The 19768-nt window shown below is 39.5% G+C and carries 19 protein-coding genes; all 19 read left to right on the forward strand.

Annotated features, from left to right (window positions below; genetic code table 11):
* Window positions 1-226 precede the first annotated feature (226 nt).
* Window positions 227-2050, forward strand: coding sequence for a translation elongation factor 4 (gene lepA / locus ACFQRG_RS09975; RefSeq protein WP_380965753.1), 1824 nt, complete (start codon window positions 227-229; stop codon window positions 2048-2050).
* A 17-nt stretch (window positions 2051-2067) separates the two neighbouring features.
* On the forward strand, window positions 2068-3195 hold the full coding sequence (gene hemW, locus ACFQRG_RS09980; RefSeq protein ID WP_380965831.1) for a radical SAM family heme chaperone HemW: 1128 nt from the start codon (window positions 2068-2070) through the stop codon (window positions 3193-3195).
* An 89-nt stretch (window positions 3196-3284) separates the two neighbouring features.
* On the forward strand, window positions 3285-4307 hold the full coding sequence (hrcA, locus tag ACFQRG_RS09985; protein WP_380965754.1) for a heat-inducible transcriptional repressor HrcA: 1023 nt from the start codon (window positions 3285-3287) through the stop codon (window positions 4305-4307).
* 83 nt (window positions 4308-4390) lie between these two features.
* Window positions 4391-4987 (forward strand): nucleotide exchange factor GrpE, encoded by a 597-nt coding sequence (gene grpE / locus ACFQRG_RS09990; RefSeq protein WP_380965755.1) that lies wholly within the window; start codon window positions 4391-4393, stop codon window positions 4985-4987.
* A gap of 91 nt (window positions 4988-5078) precedes the next feature.
* The gene (gene dnaK / locus ACFQRG_RS09995; RefSeq protein ID WP_380965756.1) at window positions 5079-6911 is read left to right on the forward strand and encodes a molecular chaperone DnaK; all 1833 of its coding nucleotides are present in this window, start codon (window positions 5079-5081) and stop codon (window positions 6909-6911) included.
* Between the two features lie 222 nt (window positions 6912-7133).
* A complete protein-coding gene (gene dnaJ, locus ACFQRG_RS10000; protein WP_380965757.1) occupies window positions 7134-8267 on the forward strand; it encodes a molecular chaperone DnaJ in 1134 nt (377 codons plus the stop codon).
* Between the two features lie 110 nt (window positions 8268-8377).
* Window positions 8378-9319: a 50S ribosomal protein L11 methyltransferase gene (prmA, locus tag ACFQRG_RS10005; protein WP_380965758.1), complete on the forward strand. Its 942-nt coding sequence runs from the start codon at window positions 8378-8380 to the stop codon at window positions 9317-9319.
* Window positions 9320-9333: 14 nt separating this feature from the next.
* Window positions 9334-10095 (forward strand): 16S rRNA (uracil(1498)-N(3))-methyltransferase, encoded by a 762-nt coding sequence (locus tag ACFQRG_RS10010; protein ID WP_380965759.1) that lies wholly within the window; start codon window positions 9334-9336, stop codon window positions 10093-10095.
* A gap of 2 nt (window positions 10096-10097) precedes the next feature.
* A complete protein-coding gene (gene mtaB, locus ACFQRG_RS10015; RefSeq protein ID WP_380965760.1) occupies window positions 10098-11447 on the forward strand; it encodes a tRNA (N(6)-L-threonylcarbamoyladenosine(37)-C(2))-methylthiotransferase MtaB in 1350 nt (449 codons plus the stop codon).
* 118 nt (window positions 11448-11565) lie between these two features.
* Window positions 11566-11742 (forward strand): 30S ribosomal protein S21, encoded by a 177-nt coding sequence (gene rpsU / locus ACFQRG_RS10020; RefSeq protein ID WP_132742901.1) that lies wholly within the window; start codon window positions 11566-11568, stop codon window positions 11740-11742.
* A gap of 13 nt (window positions 11743-11755) precedes the next feature.
* The gene (locus tag ACFQRG_RS10025; RefSeq protein ID WP_380965761.1) at window positions 11756-12199 is read left to right on the forward strand and encodes a GatB/YqeY domain-containing protein; all 444 of its coding nucleotides are present in this window, start codon (window positions 11756-11758) and stop codon (window positions 12197-12199) included.
* A 178-nt stretch (window positions 12200-12377) separates the two neighbouring features.
* Complete coding sequence (gene floA, locus ACFQRG_RS10030; RefSeq protein ID WP_380965762.1) at window positions 12378-13364, forward strand: flotillin-like protein FloA; 987 nt, start codon at window positions 12378-12380, stop codon at window positions 13362-13364.
* Window positions 13365-13376: 12 nt separating this feature from the next.
* The gene (locus tag ACFQRG_RS10035) at window positions 13377-13874 is read left to right on the forward strand and encodes a hypothetical protein (RefSeq protein ID WP_380965764.1); all 498 of its coding nucleotides are present in this window, start codon (window positions 13377-13379) and stop codon (window positions 13872-13874) included.
* 93 nt (window positions 13875-13967) lie between these two features.
* Window positions 13968-14249: a sporulation protein YqfC gene (gene yqfC / locus ACFQRG_RS10040; RefSeq protein ID WP_380965765.1), complete on the forward strand. Its 282-nt coding sequence runs from the start codon at window positions 13968-13970 to the stop codon at window positions 14247-14249.
* Between the two features lie 138 nt (window positions 14250-14387).
* A complete protein-coding gene (gene yqfD, locus ACFQRG_RS10045) occupies window positions 14388-15626 on the forward strand; it encodes a sporulation protein YqfD (protein ID WP_380965766.1) in 1239 nt (412 codons plus the stop codon).
* A 97-nt stretch (window positions 15627-15723) separates the two neighbouring features.
* The gene (locus ACFQRG_RS10050) at window positions 15724-16680 is read left to right on the forward strand and encodes a PhoH family protein (protein WP_380965767.1); all 957 of its coding nucleotides are present in this window, start codon (window positions 15724-15726) and stop codon (window positions 16678-16680) included.
* Window positions 16681-16764: 84 nt separating this feature from the next.
* Window positions 16765-18903: an HD family phosphohydrolase gene (locus ACFQRG_RS10055; RefSeq protein WP_380965768.1), complete on the forward strand. Its 2139-nt coding sequence runs from the start codon at window positions 16765-16767 to the stop codon at window positions 18901-18903.
* Window positions 18900-19376: an rRNA maturation RNase YbeY gene (gene ybeY / locus ACFQRG_RS10060; RefSeq protein ID WP_380965769.1), complete on the forward strand. Its 477-nt coding sequence runs from the start codon at window positions 18900-18902 to the stop codon at window positions 19374-19376. Before ACFQRG_RS10055 ends, ybeY begins: the two co-directional genes overlap by 4 nt.
* Window positions 19377-19745, forward strand: coding sequence for a diacylglycerol kinase family protein (locus tag ACFQRG_RS10065; RefSeq protein ID WP_380965770.1), 369 nt, complete (start codon window positions 19377-19379; stop codon window positions 19743-19745).
* Window positions 19746-19768: the final 23 nt, after the last annotated feature.

The raw sequence follows: 19768 nt of genomic DNA on the forward strand, positions 1-19768 counted from the left end.
GAAGGGTGCTCCTGCGCCGAAGCATATTCAAAGAGGTGCCGCCAACTTCTCGTCGCAGCTCGCAGCAGGTTCGAGAAGAGTCGCTCGGTGCTCCTGCGCCGAAGCGTATTCAAGGAAGTATCACCAACTTCTCGTCGCAAAAGCTTCAAAGATGTTTATTCAGGTAGGGGCTTTTGGTATAATCTATCTAGTGTGTTTTTTTGTATATTGGTAGGAGTGAGTTAATATGTCTGAGAATGTTGAGAGCCGTCAGTCACGGATTAGGAATTTTTCAATTATTGCTCATATAGATCATGGGAAGTCAACGCTTGCGGATCGTATTTTGGAAGAGACAAGTGCGCTGACTAAAAGGGAAATGAAGGAACAGATGCTTGATGCGATGGATTTAGAGCGCGAGCGGGGCATCACGATTAAATTAAATGCTGTTCAATTAACATATAAAGCTAATGATGGCAATGAGTATATTTTTCACCTCATAGATACGCCGGGACACGTCGATTTTACTTATGAGGTTTCCCGAAGCTTAGCGGCATGTGAAGGCGCTCTGCTTATTGTTGATGCCGCGCAGGGAATTGAAGCACAGACATTAGCCAATGTTTATTTAGCGATAGAAAACGATTTAGAAATCATTCCGGTTATTAATAAAATAGATTTGCCAAGCGCTGAACCTGAACGTGTCAGAAAAGAAGTTGAGGATGTGATTGGACTTGATGCATCCGACGCTGTATTAGCATCGGCAAAGGCTGGAATAGGGATTAAAGACATATTGGAACAGATTGTAGAAAAAGTGCCGGCACCTGCGGGAGATCCTGATGGTCCGCTTAAAGCGCTGATTTTCGATTCGGTATATGATGCATACAGAGGCGTTGTTACGTATATCCGGATAGTCGAAGGTTCTGTAAAAGTGGGCGATAAAATAAAAATGATGGCCACTGACAAAACTTTTGAAGTTGTTGAATTAGGTGTATTTACACCAAAAGCTGTCGCAAAGGATGAGTTAACGGTTGGAGATGTCGGCTTTTTAACTGCTTCGATAAAAAATGTCGGCGATACGCGCGTAGGTGATACGATCACCAGTGCAAATCGGCCGGCCGACGAGCCGTTACCCGGTTACCGGCGCATGAATCCAATGGTTTACTGCGGGCTTTATCCAATTGATTCAAGCCAGTATAATGATTTGCGTGAAGCATTAGAACGTCTGGAATTAAATGACTCTTCACTTCAGTATGAACCTGAAACATCAGATGCCCTCGGTTTTGGTTTCAGGTGCGGCTTTTTGGGTCTGCTTCATATGGAGATCATTCAAGAACGGATAGAGCGCGAATTCAATATTGACCTGATTACGACGGCTCCAAGTGTTATATATCATGTTACCAGTGTCGGCGGTGAAATGGAGAAAGTCGATAACCCGTCAAAAATGCCGGATAAAAAAGATATTAGTACAATCGAAGAGCCGTTTGTCAAAGCCACAATTATGACGCCAAACGATTATGTCGGACAAGTGATGGAGCTTTGCCAAAAGAAACGCGGCGATTTTATTGATATGGTTTACCTTAATGAAAACCGAGTAAATGTCATTTATCATTTACCGTTATCCGAAATTGTATATGATTTCTTCGATCAATTAAAATCACAAACAAAAGGATACGCTTCACTCGACTATGAATTCCTGGGATATAAACCATCCAATCTTGTAAAGATGGATATTCTCCTTAACGGCGAACAAGTCGATGCTTTGTCTGTTATTGTGCATCGTGATTTTGCATATGAACGGGGTAAAGCGATTGTTGAAAAATTAAAAGAACTTATTCCGAGACAACAATTTGAAGTCCCGGTTCAAGCTGCCTTGGGACAAAAGGTTATTGCACGGTCAACAATTAAGGCATTAAGAAAGAATGTCCTTGCTAAGTGCTACGGCGGGGATATCAGCCGTAAACGCAAGCTTCTTGAAAAACAAAAAGAAGGTAAAAAACGAATGAAAACTGTCGGTAAAGTAGAAGTGCCGCAAGAAGCCTTTATGGCTGTATTAAGAATGGATCAAGATAAATAAAGGCTGTGATTCATATGATTAAAGGTGCCTATGTGCACATACCGTTTTGTGAACATATTTGTTATTATTGTGATTTTAATAAAGTCTTCATTGAGAAACAACCTGTTGATGACTATTTAAATGCCTTGGAAAAAGAAATAATAGAAGGCTTATCTGAGAATGATTCCCGTATAGAAACGATCTTTATTGGCGGCGGGACCCCGACAGCCTTAGACAATAAGCAATTTCATAAGCTTTTACAGATAATTGAGCGGCATTTAGTTGCTTCGGAGCTGAAAGAATATACAATAGAAGCTAACCCGGAAAATCTCAATGAAACAAAGTTGAAATTGATGAGATCTTACGGTGTTACCCGTCTCAGTCTGGGCGTCCAGGCATTTCAAAACGATTTACTGAAAGAAATTGGCCGGCCTCATAGCCGTACAGATGTATTTGATATTTTTCAAAAGGCGAGGCAAGCTGGTTTTAATAATATATCCATTGACTTAATGTTTGGCTTGCCGAACCAAACTGAAAAAATGTTAAAAGAATCAATTGATATAGCAATGACACTTCAGCCTGAACACATTTCTATTTATTCATTACAAGTTGAGCCTAAGACGATTTTTTATAATCGGATGAAAAAGGGTAAATTGCATCTTCCTGGGCAAGATATAGAAGCGGAAATGTTTGAATTGGTTATTTCCGAATTAGAAAAAAACGGGTATACTCACTATGAAATCAGCAATTTCGCAAAAAATGGGTTTGAGAGCCGGCATAACTTATTATATTGGAATAATGAGCAATACTTCGGTTTCGGTGCCGGGTCTCACGGTTATGTAAAAGATAACCGGGTGGTGAATGCCGGACCTATTAAAAACTATATAAAGCTTGTAGAAGACACAGGCCGTGCGCAAACTGCCGCGCATCCGGTCACTAGGAAAGAGAAAATTGAAGAAGAATTGTTCCTCGGACTTAGAAAATTATCAGGGGTTCAAAAGAAAAGATTTTATGAAAAATTCCAATGTCAAATAGAAGATCTTTACAGTGAAGAAATTAAGCGATTAGTAGAGCAAGGTTTGTTATATGAAGATGAGGATAAAATTGCTTTGACACGCCAAGGCGTCTTTCTGGGAAATGATGTTTTTGAAGCATTCTTAGCATAGCAGATCCGTTGACAAATGACCTAATCATTGATAAATTTTAGATTAGAATTAGCACTCGTTATATAAGAGTGCTAACAGAGGTGATGGGGATGTTAACAGAACGTCAGCTGTTTTTACTTCGAGTTCTCGTTGATGATTACATTCGTTTTGCCGAACCCGTTGGCTCGCGTGCGATAGCCAAACGTGAGGATGTCCATTACAGTCCAGCTACCATTAGGAATGATCTGGCGGATCTTGAAGATATGGGTTACTTAGAAAAAACTCATACATCTTCCGGGCGAATTCCTTCTGAAAAAGGTTATCGCTTTTATGTTGATCATCTAGTGTCACCAGTATTACTGACGGCTCATGAAATGGAAAATATAAAAACAGCTTTTACAGAAAAATATTATGAGCTGGAAAAAGTCATTCAAGCTACAGCGAAGATAATGTCTGATTTCACAAGCTACACGGCCATTGTCATGGGTCCGGAACTGAATGATACACGGTTAAAGCACATGCAAATCATTCAATTAAATGATGAAAAAGCCATTATGATCATTGTTACAGATACCGGTCATGTGGAAAACCGGACGTTTTCATTACCGGAAGGCGTAGCTGCTCAAGATATTGAAAAGCTGATTAATATTTTGAATGAGAAATTAAAAAACGTGCCGATTTTTCAATTAAAATTAAAAATTGAGCATGAAATTAAAAATGTCCTGAAAAATCATATCCAAAATTATGAGCAAATGCTATCAATATTAGATGAGGCTTTAAGTGATCATCCATTAGATCAAATTTATTACGGGGGTAAAAATAATATTTTAGCCCAACCTGAATTTCAAGATGTAAATAAGTTTTTACCTCTTCTGAATGCGTTAGAAGAGAAGGAAACGATTTATGAGCTGCTCCGTTCGCCGACCAGCGGTATACAGATTAAAATAGGTCATGAAAATGACTTAATCGCAATAAAAGATTGCAGCGTTATTACAACTAATTATTCAATTGGTGACGAGCATATGGGAACTGTTGCTGTTATTGGTCCGACAAGAATGGCTTATCCAAGGGTGATTACCTTGATGGATGTTGTTTCGAACAGTCTGTCCAAAGTGTTGACGAAGCTTTATTAAAACTCAACCTTAATACTCTGGCAGTGGAAGAGGTTATCTTCCACCCTTTCTAATGGGTAGAATATATCAGGAGGTGATCTTAAATGACGGAATTCCAAGCAAAAGAAATGGAAGAACAAGAAGAACAAATTGAAAATGAAGCAGAAGATAACAAAGAAGCAGAAGATTCGGCTCCGGCAGAAGAACAAACCGGACAGTCAGAAGTTAACGAAGAAACACTTAGAAATAAGGAAGAAGAAATAAAAAAGCTTCAGGAAGAGCAAGATGAATTAAAAAACCGTCTGTTAAGGGTTCAAGCCGATTATGAAAACTATAAACGGCGGACCAATGAAGAGAAAATCAAAGAAAGAAAGTTCCGCGCGCAAAGTTTAGTTGAGGAAATTCTTCCTGTCTTAGACAACTTTAAAAGAGCTCTTGATGTTCAAATAGAATCTGAGGAAGCCAAGTCTCTGAAGCAAGGCATGGATATGGTTTACCGCCAATTAACAGACGCCATGGAAAAAGAAGGCGTCAAAGAAATTGAAGCTGTAGGCAAACCGTTCGATCCTCATTTGCATCAAGCCGTTATGCAAGTTGAAAATGACGAATACGAGCCGAACACAGTTGTTGAAGTTCTGCAAGCGGGCTATTCTTTAAACGATCGGGTTGTTCGTCCAGCAATGGTTAAAGTCAACTCTTAAATTTTTTCGGAAGACGTTCAAAAAGTTTAGGGGAAACTTCATTCCCCTTTTGAACGCATGGTTACATAGATCATATTAGGAGGGTTTCTTAATGAGCAAGATTATAGGTATTGACTTAGGAACAACGAACTCATGCGTAGCAGTTATGGAAGGCGGAGAAGCAACTGTCATTCCTAATGCGGAAGGAAATAGAACTACACCATCAGTTGTCGCTTTTAAAAATGGCGAGCGTCAAGTGGGTGAAGTTGCCAAAAGGCAAGCGATCACTAACCCGAATACAATCATTTCTATAAAAAGACACATGGGCACAGATTATAAAGTTGATATTGAAGGCAAAAATTACACACCGCAAGAAATATCAGCAATTATTTTGCAAAAATTAAAATCCGACGCCGAAAGCTATCTTGGTGAAACAGTTGACAAGGCCGTCATTACTGTACCAGCTTACTTTAATGACGCCCAAAGACAAGCAACAAAAGATGCAGGTAAAATTGCCGGTCTTGACGTGTTAAGGATTATTAACGAACCGACAGCTGCATCGCTTGCTTATGGGTTAGAAAAAGGCGAAGATCAAACAATCCTTGTTTATGACCTTGGCGGCGGTACATTTGACGTTTCTATCCTTGAACTGGGTGACGGTATTTTCGAAGTTAAAGCTACTGCCGGTGACAACCGTTTGGGCGGTGATGATTTTGACCAAGTGATTATCGATTATCTCATTCAAGAGTTTAAAAAGGACAACGGCATTGATCTTTCTAATGACAAAATGGCACTGCAACGTTTAAAAGATGCAGCTGAAAAGGCTAAAAAAGATCTGTCCGGTGTATCACAAACTCAAATTTCCCTGCCATTTATCACAGCTGATGCAACAGGACCAAAACACCTTGAAGTTAATTTGACAAGGGCGAAATTTGAAGAATTATCTTCAGACCTTGTTGAAAGAACAATGGGTCCGACACGCCAAGCGCTTAATGATGCCGGCATGTCTTCAAGCGAAATTGACAAAGTTATCCTTGTTGGCGGTTCAACCAGAATTCCTGCTGTTCAAGAAGCTATTAAAAATCTTACAGGTAAAGACCCTCATAAAGGTGTCAATCCTGATGAAGTTGTTGCTCTTGGTGCAGCCATTCAAGGCGGCGTTTTAGCCGGCGATGTTAAAGACGTTGTTCTTCTTGATGTTACACCGCTGTCACTCGGTATTGAAACAATGGGCGGCGTATTTACTAAACTTATTGAAAGAAATACAACGATCCCGACAAGCCAATCGCAAATTTTCTCAACGGCTGCCGACAACCAAACATCTGTAGATATTCATGTACTTCAAGGCGAGCGGGAAATGGCGGCTGACAACAAGACTTTAGGCCGATTCCAATTAACAGATATTCCGCCGGCACCGCGCGGTATTCCGCAAATTGAAGTTAGCTTTGAGATTGATGCAAATGGCATCGTAAATGTTAAAGCGAAAGATAAAGGCACTAATAAAGAACAATCCATTACAATTAAATCATCCTCCGGTTTAAGTGATGAAGAAATTGAAAAGATGGTAAAAGACGCTGAAGAAAATGCTGAAGCTGATAAAAAGCGCCGTGAAGAAGTAGATCTTCGAAATGAAGCTGACCAAATGGTGTTTACTACAGAAAAAACATTAAAAGACCTTGGCGATAAAGTTGATGCAGCTGAAAAAACTAAAGCTGAAGAAGCTAAAGATAAGCTGAAAAAAGCCCTTGAAGGATCAGATCTTGAAGAAATCCGCAAAGCGAAAGACGAGCTTCAAGAAATTGTTCAACAGCTTTCTGTTAAACTTTATGAACAAGCTGCACAACAAGCTCAAGCAAATCAAGGTAGCCAAGGAAATGATAAAGGCAAAGATGACGTTGTCGATGCTGATTATGAAGAAGTTAACGATGACGATAATAAAAAATAATTGATATTAACTCTTTAATGGAAAAGTCAAAGCCAGACATGGGTCTTGGCTTTGACTTTTTCCATTATCAAATTTCAATATATAAAGCACTTATTAGAATTCAATTAAATATTTTATTATATTGGTAAATTTAAGCGGCTTACAATTAAAATAATTGGCTTGCTTCTTTAATTAAAATGGTGATATGATTTAATCTATGTGATGTCATTCGGGAGTGATTTCATGAGTAAACGGGATTATTATGAAGTGCTCGGGGTGGATCGTGACGCATCTAAGGATGATATAAAGAAAGCCTACAGAAAGCTCGCGCGGAAATACCATCCTGATGTTAATAAAGATTCGGACGCCCCCGAGAAATTTAAAGAGGTCAAAGAGGCTTATGAAACATTAAGCAATCCTCAAAAGAAAGCACATTATGATCAATTTGGACATACAGATCCTAACCAAGCCGGTTTCGGTGGTTCTCAAGGATTCGGTGCCGGTGATTTTGGCGGATTTGGCGATATCTTTGATATGTTTTTCGGCGGAGGCGGCGGTCGCAGACGAGACCCAAATGCGCCGAGACAAGGCGCTGACCTTCAGTATACAATGACAATAACTTTCGAAGAAGCCGCTTTTGGTAAAGAAACGGATATTCAAATACCCCGGGAAGAAACATGTGCCACTTGCAAAGGCAGCGGAGCGAAACCGGGCACTCAACCTGAGACCTGCCCTCACTGTCACGGGTCAGGGCAGCTCAATGTTGAGCAAAACACACCATTTGGCCGTGTCGTTAATCGAAGAGTGTGTCAATATTGTCAAGGGACAGGGAAATTCGTTAAAGATAAGTGTACAACATGCGGCGGAAGCGGCCGTGTAAAAAAACAAAAGAAAATTCATGTTAAAATACCTGCGGGTGTAGATGATGGACAGCAAATCCGTTTATCCGGTCAAGGTGAAGCAGGGATTAACGGCGGACCAGCCGGTGATCTGTATGTTGTCTTCAATGTTAAACCTCATAAGTTTTTTGAGCGCATGGGAGACGATGTATACTGCGAAGTGCCGCTTAATTTTGCACAAGTCACATTAGGTGATGAAATTGAAATTCCAACATTATATGGAAAAGTTAAACTGAAAATTCCCGCCGGTACACAAACAGGGACAAAATTCCGCTTAAAAGGAAAAGGTATCAAGAATGTCCGCGGCTATGGTCAAGGCGACCAGCATGTGACCGTACGTGTTGTCACACCAAAAAACCTTTCTGACAGGGAAAAAGAATTATTCAAAGAATTATCAGAGCTAAGCGGAAATCCAATTAGTGATGAACAAAATGAAAACTTCTTTTCAAAAGTCAAACGTGCTTTTAAGGCGGATTAAAAATATTGTTCAAAGAGATCACCGGGCATAGCTTGTCGGACTTCACTGTATCGACGCTATGTTTCCCGGGCTATTTGAACATTCTTTAGAAGAAATGGAGCTGCATGGACTTGAAATGGTCGGAAATTTGTATTCATACAACCCAAGAGGCTGTTGAGCCAATCGCAAATATTTTGCACGAATCCGGATCAAGCGGTGTTGTCATTGAGGATCCTATGGACCTTCAAAAAGACTGGTCAAGCGTTTATGGCGAAATCTATGATCTTAATCCGGGTGATTATCCTGTAGAAGGTGTACTGGTCAAGGCTTATTTACCAGTTAATAGTTTTCTTGGCGAGACTGTCGATGAAATCAAGGAAGCTATTAACAACCTTTTGCTGCACCAGATTGATTTGGGCGAAAACACAATAACAATAAGTGAAGTCAATGAAGAAGAATGGGCGACCGCCTGGAAAAAGTACTATAAGCCTGTTAAAATAACTGAACGTATTACAATAACGCCGACATGGGAAGAATATAAACAAGAAAGACAAAATGAAACGGTAATAGAACTTGATCCGGGTATGGCCTTTGGGACAGGAACACATCCAACGACTGTTTTATGTATTCAAGCTCTGGAAAAGGTCCTTAAACAAGGTGATAAAGTTATTGATGTAGGTACTGGCACCGGTGTATTAAGTATAGCCGCTGCAAAGCTTGGCGCTGAATCGGTTTTAGCGTTTGACTTGGATGATGTTGCTGTTCAGTCAGCCAAAATAAATGTTAAATTGAACAAAGTTCAAGATAAAGTAACAGTTAAACAAAATAACCTTCTTGATAATTTAACAGACTCTGCGCCGCGTGTGATCGTTGCAAATCTTTTAGCTGAAATCGTGATTCGATTATCTGATGACGCAGCAAAGGTTCTAAGTTCAGATGGTTATTTTATTACTTCAGGCATTATTAAAAATAAAAAAGATGAAGTAAAAGACAAGTTAGAGTCAAGCGGTTTTGCTATAAATGAAGTTTTGGAGAAAGAAGACTGGGTAGCGATAATTGCTGAAAAACGGTAACGGAGAAGACAAGTATGCAACGTTATTTTATCGAAAAGGAACAACTCAGCGACCAAACGGCAACGCTTTTTGGTGATGATGCAAAACATATTCAAAAAGTGATGAGAATGGGCCAGGGTGACCGTTTAATCTGCGCCGATAATGAAGGCAGTGCCTACCTGTGTGAAATCCGGTCAATAACGCCTGATCAAATTAAAGCAGAGATTCTTAAAAAGTTTGAAAATAATACAGAGCTGCCGATACATGTCACTATCGTCCAAGGCTTGCCTAAAGGTGATAAATTGGAGCTTATTGTACAAAAAGGGACAGAATGCGGTGCAAAGGCATTTATTCCTTTTAAAGCTGAACGGTCAATCAGCAAATGGGCGGATAATAAAATTGAAAAAAAACTCGCCAGACTGAAAAAAATTGCTAAGGAAGCTGCTGAGCAGTCACATCGCTTGAATATACCAGATATTAGTGAGCCTGTATCAATAGCTCAGCTTATTAAAATAAGTGAAAACTATCATCAAAAAATCGTTGCCTATGAAGAAACTGCAAAAGCCGGTGAGCAGCATGCTCTTCCGGAACTTTTTAAAAAAATGAGAGCACAAGAGAAACTTTTAGTTGTTATTGGTCCAGAAGGAGGACTTTCTGAACAAGAAATTAATGAACTCACAAAAGCCGGGTTTATTTGCTGCGGATTAGGAAGACGTATTTTAAGGACTGAAACAGCGCCGCTATATGTGCTGTCAGCTGCTTCCTATCATTTTGAATTATTGGAATGGGGTGAATGAATATGCCTACTGTTGCCTTTCACACACTTGGGTGTAAAGTGAATCATTATGAAACAGAAGCCATTTGGCAATTGTTTCAAAACAACGGCTATGAACGAAAAGATTTTGAGACGGCGGCTGATGTTTATGTTATTAATACTTGCACGGTTACAAATACCGGTGATAAAAAAAGCCGGCAGGTTGTTCGCAGAGCCATTCGGCAAAACCCGAATGCTGTGATTTGTGTCACGGGCTGCTATGCGCAAACTTCACCTGCTGAAGTAATGGCTATCCCGGGTGTAGATATTGTTGTCGGAACCCAGGACCGTGAGAAAATGCTTGGATATATTGAGCAATACAAAAAGGAACGCGAACCGATTAACGGCGTTAGCAACATTATGAAAGCACGTGTCTATGAGGAGCTGGAAGTACCGTCCTTTACAGATAGAACGAGGGCATCTCTTAAAATACAAGAAGGCTGTAACAACTTCTGCACTTTCTGTATTATTCCTTGGGCACGAGGTCTTTTAAGATCCCGCAAACCTGAGTCCGTTATTGAACAGGCACAAAAACTTGTAGATGCAGGTTATAAAGAAATTGTCCTGACCGGGATTCATACAGCTGGTTACGGCGAGGATATGAAAGATTATAATTTTGCTCAATTACTTCGGGATCTCGAGGCTAAAGTTAATGGGATTAATCGAATTAGAATTTCTTCGATTGAAGCGAGCCAAGTCACGGATGAGGTCATTGAAGTTATCGATAATTCCAATATTATTGCGCGTCATTTGCATATTCCTCTGCAATCCGGATCAAATTCTGTACTGAAAAGAATGAGAAGAAAATATTCAACAGAGTTTTTTGCGGAAAAAATTGAAAAGCTTCGTGTTGCATTGCCTGACTTTGCTTTAACATCCGATGTTATTGTCGGATTTCCAGGGGAAACAGAAGAAGAATTCAATGAAACTTATGAATTCATCAGGGATCTTAAATTTGCTGAGCTTCATGTCTTCCCTTATTCACAGCGTACAGGCACACCGGCAGCACGTATGGATAATCAAGTGCCGGATGAGATCAAACACGAGCGCGTTACACGGCTTATTTCGCTATCAAATCAATTAGCGAAAGAATATGCATCGAAGTATGAAAATGAAGTATTAGAAGTGATTCCGGAAGAACCATTTAAAAAGGACGCTTCGACAGGTCTATATGTCGGTTATACAGATAATTATTTAAAAGTAAAGTTTCCTGCTGCGCCGGATATGGAAGGAAAACTTGTCCGCGTCAAAATTACTAAGGCCGGATATCCGTATAATGAAGGGCAATTTGTCAGAGTCTTGGATCAAGGTCAAAAAACTGCCGCAAACTTATAAAAGTAATATTTAAAACGGTGTAAAGTAAGTTGACCAATTATTGCTATTCGTATATAATGACAAAAGACATTATATTTATGTCCCTTAGCGGTGCGATTTGGAGGGAGGGAAACACAAGATGGTTGAAACTAAAGTACGCAAGAATGAATCCATTGAAGACGCTCTTCGCCGTTTTAAGCGTTCTGTGTCTAAATCTGGTACATTAGCAGAAGTTAAAAAGCGCAAGCATTATGAAAAGCCAAGTGTTCGCCGTAAGAAAAAATCTGAGGCGGCACGTAAGAAACGTAAGTTCTAGGAAGGGTGTTCTGATGAGCTTTATTGATCGTCTTACTGAAGATATGAAGCAAGCGATGAAGGATAAAGATAAAGTTAAATTATCTGTTATTCGTATGATTAAAGCATCGCTGCAAAATGAATCGATCAAGCTCGGTAAGGAACTGTCGGAAGATGAAGCGTTAACTGTCTTATCCCGAGAACTCAAACAGAGGAAAGACTCCCTCCAAGAGTTTGAGAATGCAGGACGCCAAGATTTAGTCGATGGTGTAAAAAAAGAAATTGCTGTGATCGATTTGTATATGCCTGAACAGTTATCTGATCAAGAACTTCAGGACATTATAGATGAAACGATATCAGAGGTCGGCGCCTCATCAAAAGCCGATATGGGCAAAGTCATGAGCGCCATCATGCCGAAAATAAAAGGACGTGCTGACGGCAGTCAAGTCAGCAAAATTGTCCAAAGTAAATTATCATAGAAAATACCTTGCTTACTGCAAGGTATTTTTTTTATACATTGGAAAGTATAAGCAAGTTTTCTTTATGAAGTTTTAATAAAAATTTGGAACTTAAGCCTATTTATACCGTATAATAGAATGGGGCTGACTGACTTTTTAATTTATTTTATTTTATTAAAATGGGGAGGGAGTTATTACAATGGGAACTATATCAGTGCTCATTATTGCAGTTGTCATTATTGTTTTGTTAGCAATCTTTTTTACCTTTGTTCCGATTATGCTTTGGATTTCAGCATTAGCCGCCGGCGTTAGAATCGGTATTTTTACTTTAGTGGGTATGAGACTGCGCCGGGTTACTCCGCGCCGTGTTGTAAATCCTTTAATAAAAGCAGTAAAGGCAGGCATGCAGCTAAGTACGAATCAGCTTGAAGGTCATTATCTTGCAGGAGGGAATGTTGACCGGGTTGTCAATGCGCTTATCGCTGCACACCGCGCAAATATTGAATTAAGCTTTGAAAGATGCGCGGCGATTGATTTAGCCGGCCGTAATGTACTGGAAGCCGTACAAATGAGTGTTAATCCAAAAGTTATTGAAACGCCGTTTATCGCAGGGGTTGCTATGGATGGTATTGAAGTGAAAGCTAAAGCAAGAATTACAGTTAGGGCTAATATTGACCGCCTTGTCGGCGGTGCAGGAGAGGAGACGGTTATAGCCAGGGTTGGTGAGGGTATTGTCAGTACACTTGGCTCCTCTGACAGCCATAAGAAAGTCTTAGAAAACCCGGATCTTATCTCGCAAACGGTATTGTCAAAAGGTTTGGATGCGGGGACAGCATTTGAGATTCTTTCCATTGATATAGCTGATGTGGACATCGGCAAAAATATCGGTGCCCACTTACAAACAGAACAAGCTGAAGCTGATAAAAATATTGCTCAAGCAAAAGCTGAGGAACGCCGGGCTATGGCTGTTGCCAAGGAACAAGAAATGAAAGCAAGAGTCGAAGAAATGCATGCCAAAGTCGTAGAATCAGAGGCAGAAGTGCCTCTTGCAATGGCAAAAGCTTTAAAAGAAGGCCATATGGGCGTTATGGATTATATGAATTACAATAATATTAAGGCAGATACAGAAATGCGCAGCGCTGTCGGCGAAGTTAACCACGATAACAAAGATGACAGAAAAAGATAGGGATGACTTCTTGTGACCTCAATAATTATTACGATCATCGTTCTTATCATTGCCAGCGCCTTTACGCAAAAAATGAAAGATAAAAATGATAACAAGAAAAAAACAATAAAAAAGACTCAAACAACCTATCGATCAAACTCAAATAAATATAAGCACCAGCATCATAAACAAATCACTTCAAAGCAAAAACCGAAGCCAAAGCCTTCCGGAAATAGACAGCAGCAAAAGAAAAAGGCGTTGAAACACCCTGCAAATGACAATAAACTTAATTCCGTAAGACCGGTTTATTTAAAGGAACATGGGGGGGAGAGTTCCCATCATTCAAAAGCGCCTATTATTTCAAAGCAGAGTTTTGCAGACGCATTTATATTATCAGAGTGTCTCGACAAGCCGCGGGCGTTTCGGCCACACCCTTCAATTCAAAAGTATCAAAAAATACGGAGTAACAATCTGACAACCGAATCAATCATGATGTCGGACTCAAACGTCAACCGTCAAACGGAAAAGTAAGCATCGCTGCGATGCTTACTTTTTTTGTGATTGATTCAGTGATAGTCATACAGGTTCTTTCATAAAAATGAATAAAGAGGTGGGTGAACGGAGATGAAGAAGTGGCGCGACAATTTCAAAAAGTGGTTTGTTAACCATTCCGACATGCCCGCAGATGTGGTCATGGACTTACCCCGGATTACAATGATTGGCCAATTACATATATATATAGAAAATCATAAAGGTGTTTTATCATTTTCCAATGAGGAGCTTCGGTTATCTATGAAACAAGGTCAGCTGCAAATCATCGGTAAAGACTTCGTTCTTAAAGCTATTTTGCCTGAAGAAATATTGCTGGAAGGATTTATTCAGAAGGTTCAATTCTTAGAAGATTAACGGGAACTTGCCTATTGGCAAATCTAAGGGCCAGACAGAGACCGGATGAACTAATAATAGCAACTTGTCTTGGCTCTGTGCCGAACCCACTTCCATGGTCGGGATATAAATTTGATAGTACAAATTGGAGGAGATGGCATGAAAAAAAATTGGAATGAGACAGTCTATGGTCATGTCAAAGTTTCAATCAGCGGCCGGCTTACTGAACAATTTATCAATCGCTGTGTTCGGGAACAGATTTCAATATGGGATATTAAAAGGATTGATAAGACGACAATTACCTGTTACATCCTCCTTAGTGATATAAAAAAAATAAAACCTGTTTTAAAAACAACCGATTGCCGGATTCATTTTATTGATAGAGTCGGTTTGCCGTTTCTTTATAAAAAGCTGATGTCCAGATTAGGGATTATAAGCGGATTCGTCCTTTTCTTTGCAGCCCTGTTCTTTTTATCAAACATTGTTTGGCGTATCGATATAAACGGGGCCGATCCGAAGCTGGAATCTGAAATTAAGACAATACTCAATAAAATGGATGTTCATGTTGGCGCCTTTGAATTCTTTCTGCCATCTACTGAAAAAATTGAAAGTGAATTATCAGGCCGCCTGAAAAAGGTAACGTGGCTCGGTGTGTCGAGAGATGGGACAACTTATCATATTGACCTGGTCCAAAAGGAGTTGCCAAAAAAAGAAAAAGTATTTGGCCCAAGGCATCTTGTTGCAACTAAGAAAGCCATTGTCCATAAAATTTTTGCTGAAAAAGGACAACCAATGGTTGAACAGGATCAATTTGTTAAGCCGGGACAAATTTTAATATCGGGATTAATTGGAAAAGAATCCGCCCCAAAGCCGACCGCTGCTAAAGGCAAAGTAATTGGAGAAACCTGGTACCTGTCTAAAACAACAGTTCCTTTACAATCCCGCTACAAAACTTATACAGGGGAAACTTATACTAAACGTCAACTTCAGCTTTTTGGTTGGAATTGTCCTTTATGGGGATTAAAAAACAAGCCTTTTAAACATTATGATCGGGAAGTAACCAGGAAACCGGTTCATTTTCTATTTTGGGACTTGCCTATCGCTTATAAACGTATTACTTACCGGGAAAGCGAAGACAACGATCGGAAGCTTACAGAAACACAAGCTCTTCAAGAAGGAAAACAAGCCGCCTACAAAAAATTAAAATCACAACTTCCGTTAAAATCTAAAATTGTCTCGCAAAATATTGATAAAAAAGAAATTAATAATGGGAAAATGAAGTTGACAATCCATTATATTGTCTATGAAAATATTGCAAAAGCAGAAGCTATTGATCCAGCGAAGGTTAAAGAACAAATAGAAAAGGAAAAGAAGAAAAAAAAGGATGGCCAAGAATGACCGGCTGTCCTTTTTCTTATTCAGGTTGGAATTAGAGGGTTCTTATATGGTAAACTAAGGTAAACATGATGATATTGATTCAAGGAGACTGAGTAATTTGTCAGAACGCCAATTATATACAATAGATTTAGAAATAAAAAAAGCAAATGAGGCTATTTCCTTATTCGGCCCGAGTGACGCTAACTTAAAAGTTATAGAAGATACTTTAGGCTTGTCAATCGTAACAAGAGGCGGCGCCGTCAATATTTCCGGTGAACATCATGATGTTCAAATTGCAGAGACGGTTCTAAATGCCTTATTAGACCTTATAAAACAAGGCAAACAAATAACTGAGCGGGATGTTGTCTATGCTATTCAATTGGCCAAAGAAGGGATGATTGAGGAGTTAAATAACATTTACAACGAGGAAATAACTGTTAATGCAAAGGGAAAAGCCATTCGCGTTAAAACGCTTGGGCAAAAGAGATACATAAATGCAATGAGAAAGAATGATATGGTTTTCGCAATAGGACCTGCAGGAACCGGAAAAACTTATTTGGCTGTTGTAATGGCCGTTACAGCTTTAAAATCAGGTGATATCAAACGAATCGTCCTGACTCGACCAGCGGTTGAAGCCGGAGAAAGTCTTGGTTTTCTTCCCGGAGACCTTAAGGAAAAAGTGGATCCATATTTAAGACCTCTATATGATGCACTTCATGATGTATTGGGGGCGGAACATACCCTGCGCCTCATTGATAGGGGAACGATTGAAATTGCTCCGCTTGCCTATATGAGAGGAAGAACGCTGGAAGATGCTTATGTCATTCTTGACGAAGCCCAAAATACGACAAATGAACAAATGAAAATGTTTTTGACCCGTCTAGGATTCGGTTCAAAAATGATTATCACGGGTGATATTACCCAAGTTGATTTGCCAAAAGGGAAATCATCCGGTTTAAATACGGCAAGTCAAATTTTAAAGAATGTTAAAGGTATTTCTTTTATAGAGCTTTCAAGCATAGATGTTGTACGCCACCCAATAGTGCAAAAAATTATTGAAGCGTATGAAGGTTAACAAGCTTACAGACGTTGCTTAAACAATCTCTTAAAGATAACAAGAGAGATTATTGAATATCGCATACTTGGCAGGAGGATGAACATGAAGCATAAGGATTCAGGAAAGGATTGGAGGCATTTTGCAGGTAAGCCATATTTTATTTGGGGGATATATGTCCTCCTTGGCATTGCAATGTACATTGCAATGATCAATTCAGTGATTCCAAAAAAGCTTAATGTCCATCTGCACGACATTGCAAAGTATGATATTCAATCCCCCGTTGAAACCATTGATAAACAAGCAACAAAGGTCAAACAGCAAGAAGCAATAGAATCGGCGCCATCAACTTATGTTTATAAGAAAGATGCCGCTCTCATGCAAGTTGAGAAAGCCGGCGATATTTTTGATGTGATAAATGAGGTCAAAAGCAAGTCTGATAAGCATAGCTCGTCTTCTATGAAAGAAAATGTTAAAAAGGTGAGAGATAAGCTGTCTGATTCATCAAATGATGAGCTTTCAGATCATACAATCGAGACGCTCTTAAAAGCTTCAGACAATGAATTATCTGTAGCGCAGGATATGGTTAATACGGCCATTTATGAAACGATGAATAATAAAATTAAATGGAGTGATCTTGACCGCGTCCAAAAGGATGCTTCGAAAATGATTCCTTCATCTGTTACATCTAAGGAAATGCGCCTGGCGATGATTAACATTTTGAAAGATTCGATTGTACCCAACTATGTGTTTGACGCCGGCGCAACTAAAAGAAATAAGGAAGAAGCTGCGAGGCAGGTGGATAATGTCGTTATCCATCAAGGAGAAGTCATTGTAAAAAAAGGCGAATTAATCACCCGCGACGTTATGCACAAATTAAAAGTTGTCGGATTGTTAGACAACCATTTAAAGGCCCTGCCATTTGTCGGTCTTGCTATTTTTGTTCTGTTTTTAACAGCCTTGCTGATTATAGAATGTCAGCATTTTAAAACAAAGCAAGGTGCACCTGACGTGACACGGTTGTTAATCTTTCTGGTTATATTTATTTTTATATTGTTATTAATTAAGTTGGACAGCATTCTGAAAAATACGCATATTGTTGGAATTAATTACGTGGTTCCTATCGCGACTGGGGCTTGGCTGATTCGAATGCTTCTTAATAAACGGCTTGCCATTGTCTCAAGTGCTGTGTTTGGTTTATGCGGCAGTTTAATGTTTGGCGAAGCATCATCAACAAATGTGTTTGACATGCCTATGGGCGTTTATCTATTACTGTCATCATTGGCAGGCGTATTTGCTCTTAAAGGCCATGGTACACGATTTAGGCTGGTGCAAACCGGTTTTATTATTTCAATTATTAATGTTGTCATTGTAGCGGGTTTAATTTTTATTCAAAACGGAACGCTTCATCTTTATGAAACAAGCTTAACCCTTGGTTTTGCTTTTCTTTCCGGTCTTTTGTCAACTGTCTTGACATTCGGGCTTATGCCATTCTTTGAAGCGACGTTCGGCATTTTATCGCCCATAAAACTTATTGAATTATCAAACCCTAACCATCCTTTATTGCGGAAAATTTTAATGGAAGCGCCCGGGACCTATCATCATAGTGTTATGGTCGCCAATCTTGCTGAGAGAGCTTGTGATGTGATAGGGGCTAACGGTCTTTTTGCAAGGGTAGCTGCCTATTATCATGATATAGGCAAAACAAAACGTCCCCGCTTCTTTGTTGAAAATCAATTTAATCATGACAATCCGCATGATAAAATATCGCCGCAGCTCAGCCGGACAATTATTATTTCACATCCTTATGATGGTGCCGATATTTTGCGAAAGCATCATATGCCAAAGGAAATTATTGAGATTGCCGAGCAGCATCACGGCACAACTTTACTCAAGTATTTTTATTATAAGGCGAAAGAAAATACAGACCAGGAAGTTCTTGAAAGTGAATTCCGCTACCCAGGACCCAAAGCGCAAACAAAAGAAGCTGCTGTTATTGAATTAGCTGACAGTATTGAAGCGGCTGTTAGGTCGATGGCCAAGCCGACTCCTATGAAAATCGAATCATTGGTTCAAAAGATATTTAATGAACGGTTAGAGGATGGTCAATTCGATGAGTGCGATATTACATTAAATGAACTTCGAATGGTTAAAGAATCTATCTGTGAAACACTAAACGGTGTTTTCCACTCCCGTATTGAATATCCGGATGAATCGGATCATAAGAAGGTGAATAACAAGTGATATTAACGATCGACATGTATGATGAAACTGAAGAATTAAAGAAAGCCGATCAACAGCTTGCAATAGATTTATTAGAGCATGCTGCAACCCGGTTAAACATTGATGATGAAGCAGAGTTGTCTGTCACTTTTGTAGATAATAAACGCATTCAGGAAATAAATGCTGAATATCGAAATAAAGATCAACCGACGGATGTGATATCGTTCGCGCTTGAAGAGCTTGGAGATGACGAAGTGGATATCATTGGCGAAAACTCGCCAAGAGTCCTTGGTGATATTATCGTCTCATTGCCTAAAGCCCATGAACAGGCTGAGTATTACGGCCATTCTTTTCAAAGAGAGCTGGGATTTCTAGTCATCCACGGCTTTCTTCACTTGCTTGGATTTGATCATATGACCGAAAAGGATGAAAAAGAAATGTTTACCCTGCAGGATGACATTTTAGAATCCTTTGGCCTTTCGAGGTTTGATTAAGTGTTCAATTTAAAACGTGAAGCGGACAACTTTCTAAAAAGACTAACATTCGCTTTCTCAGGCATCATTTCAGCTTTTAAACGGGAAAGGAATTTACATATACAATCAATTGTGGCGATAATAGTCATCGTCTCGGCTATTTTGATTCATGTAACATTGACGGACTTCATGATTATTTTAATCCTTATCGGCGGTGTGATCAGCCTTGAACTCGTCAATACAGCTATTGAAAGAGCGGTGGATTTAACGACACAAAAGCCGCACCCGCTTGCCAAAGCCGCAAAAGATACCGCGGCCGGGGCAGTTTTATGCTTTTCCATTATTTCAGTCATCATCGGTTTTATGATATTATATAAGACACTATTATAATAAAGCTTTCGATAAAGGGGGTA

This window comes from Scopulibacillus cellulosilyticus, from assembly GCF_042665295.1.
In the GTDB taxonomy this organism is placed as follows: Bacteria; Bacillota; Bacilli; order Bacillales; family Sporolactobacillaceae; genus Scopulibacillus_A; species Scopulibacillus_A cellulosilyticus.

Coding starts and splice junctions, on each gene's coding strand:
- floA (WP_380965762.1), top strand. CDS start 12,378: ATGGGAACTATATCAGTGCTCATTATTGCAGTTGTCATTATTGTTTTG.
- lepA (WP_380965753.1), top strand. CDS start 227: ATGTCTGAGAATGTTGAGAGCCGTCAGTCACGGATTAGGAATTTTTCA.
- grpE (WP_380965755.1), top strand. CDS start 4,391: ATGACGGAATTCCAAGCAAAAGAAATGGAAGAACAAGAAGAACAAATT.
- yqfC (WP_380965765.1), top strand. CDS start 13,968: ATGAAGAAGTGGCGCGACAATTTCAAAAAGTGGTTTGTTAACCATTCC.
- ACFQRG_RS10055 (WP_380965768.1), top strand. CDS start 16,765: ATGAAGCATAAGGATTCAGGAAAGGATTGGAGGCATTTTGCAGGTAAG.
- dnaJ (WP_380965757.1), top strand. CDS start 7,134: ATGAGTAAACGGGATTATTATGAAGTGCTCGGGGTGGATCGTGACGCA.
- ACFQRG_RS10025 (WP_380965761.1), top strand. CDS start 11,756: ATGAGCTTTATTGATCGTCTTACTGAAGATATGAAGCAAGCGATGAAG.
- yqfD (WP_380965766.1), top strand. CDS start 14,388: ATGAAAAAAAATTGGAATGAGACAGTCTATGGTCATGTCAAAGTTTCA.
- hrcA (WP_380965754.1), top strand. CDS start 3,285: ATGTTAACAGAACGTCAGCTGTTTTTACTTCGAGTTCTCGTTGATGAT.
- mtaB (WP_380965760.1), top strand. CDS start 10,098: ATGCCTACTGTTGCCTTTCACACACTTGGGTGTAAAGTGAATCATTAT.
- dnaK (WP_380965756.1), top strand. CDS start 5,079: ATGAGCAAGATTATAGGTATTGACTTAGGAACAACGAACTCATGCGTA.
- ACFQRG_RS10010 (WP_380965759.1), top strand. CDS start 9,334: ATGCAACGTTATTTTATCGAAAAGGAACAACTCAGCGACCAAACGGCA.
- rpsU (WP_132742901.1), top strand. CDS start 11,566: ATGGTTGAAACTAAAGTACGCAAGAATGAATCCATTGAAGACGCTCTT.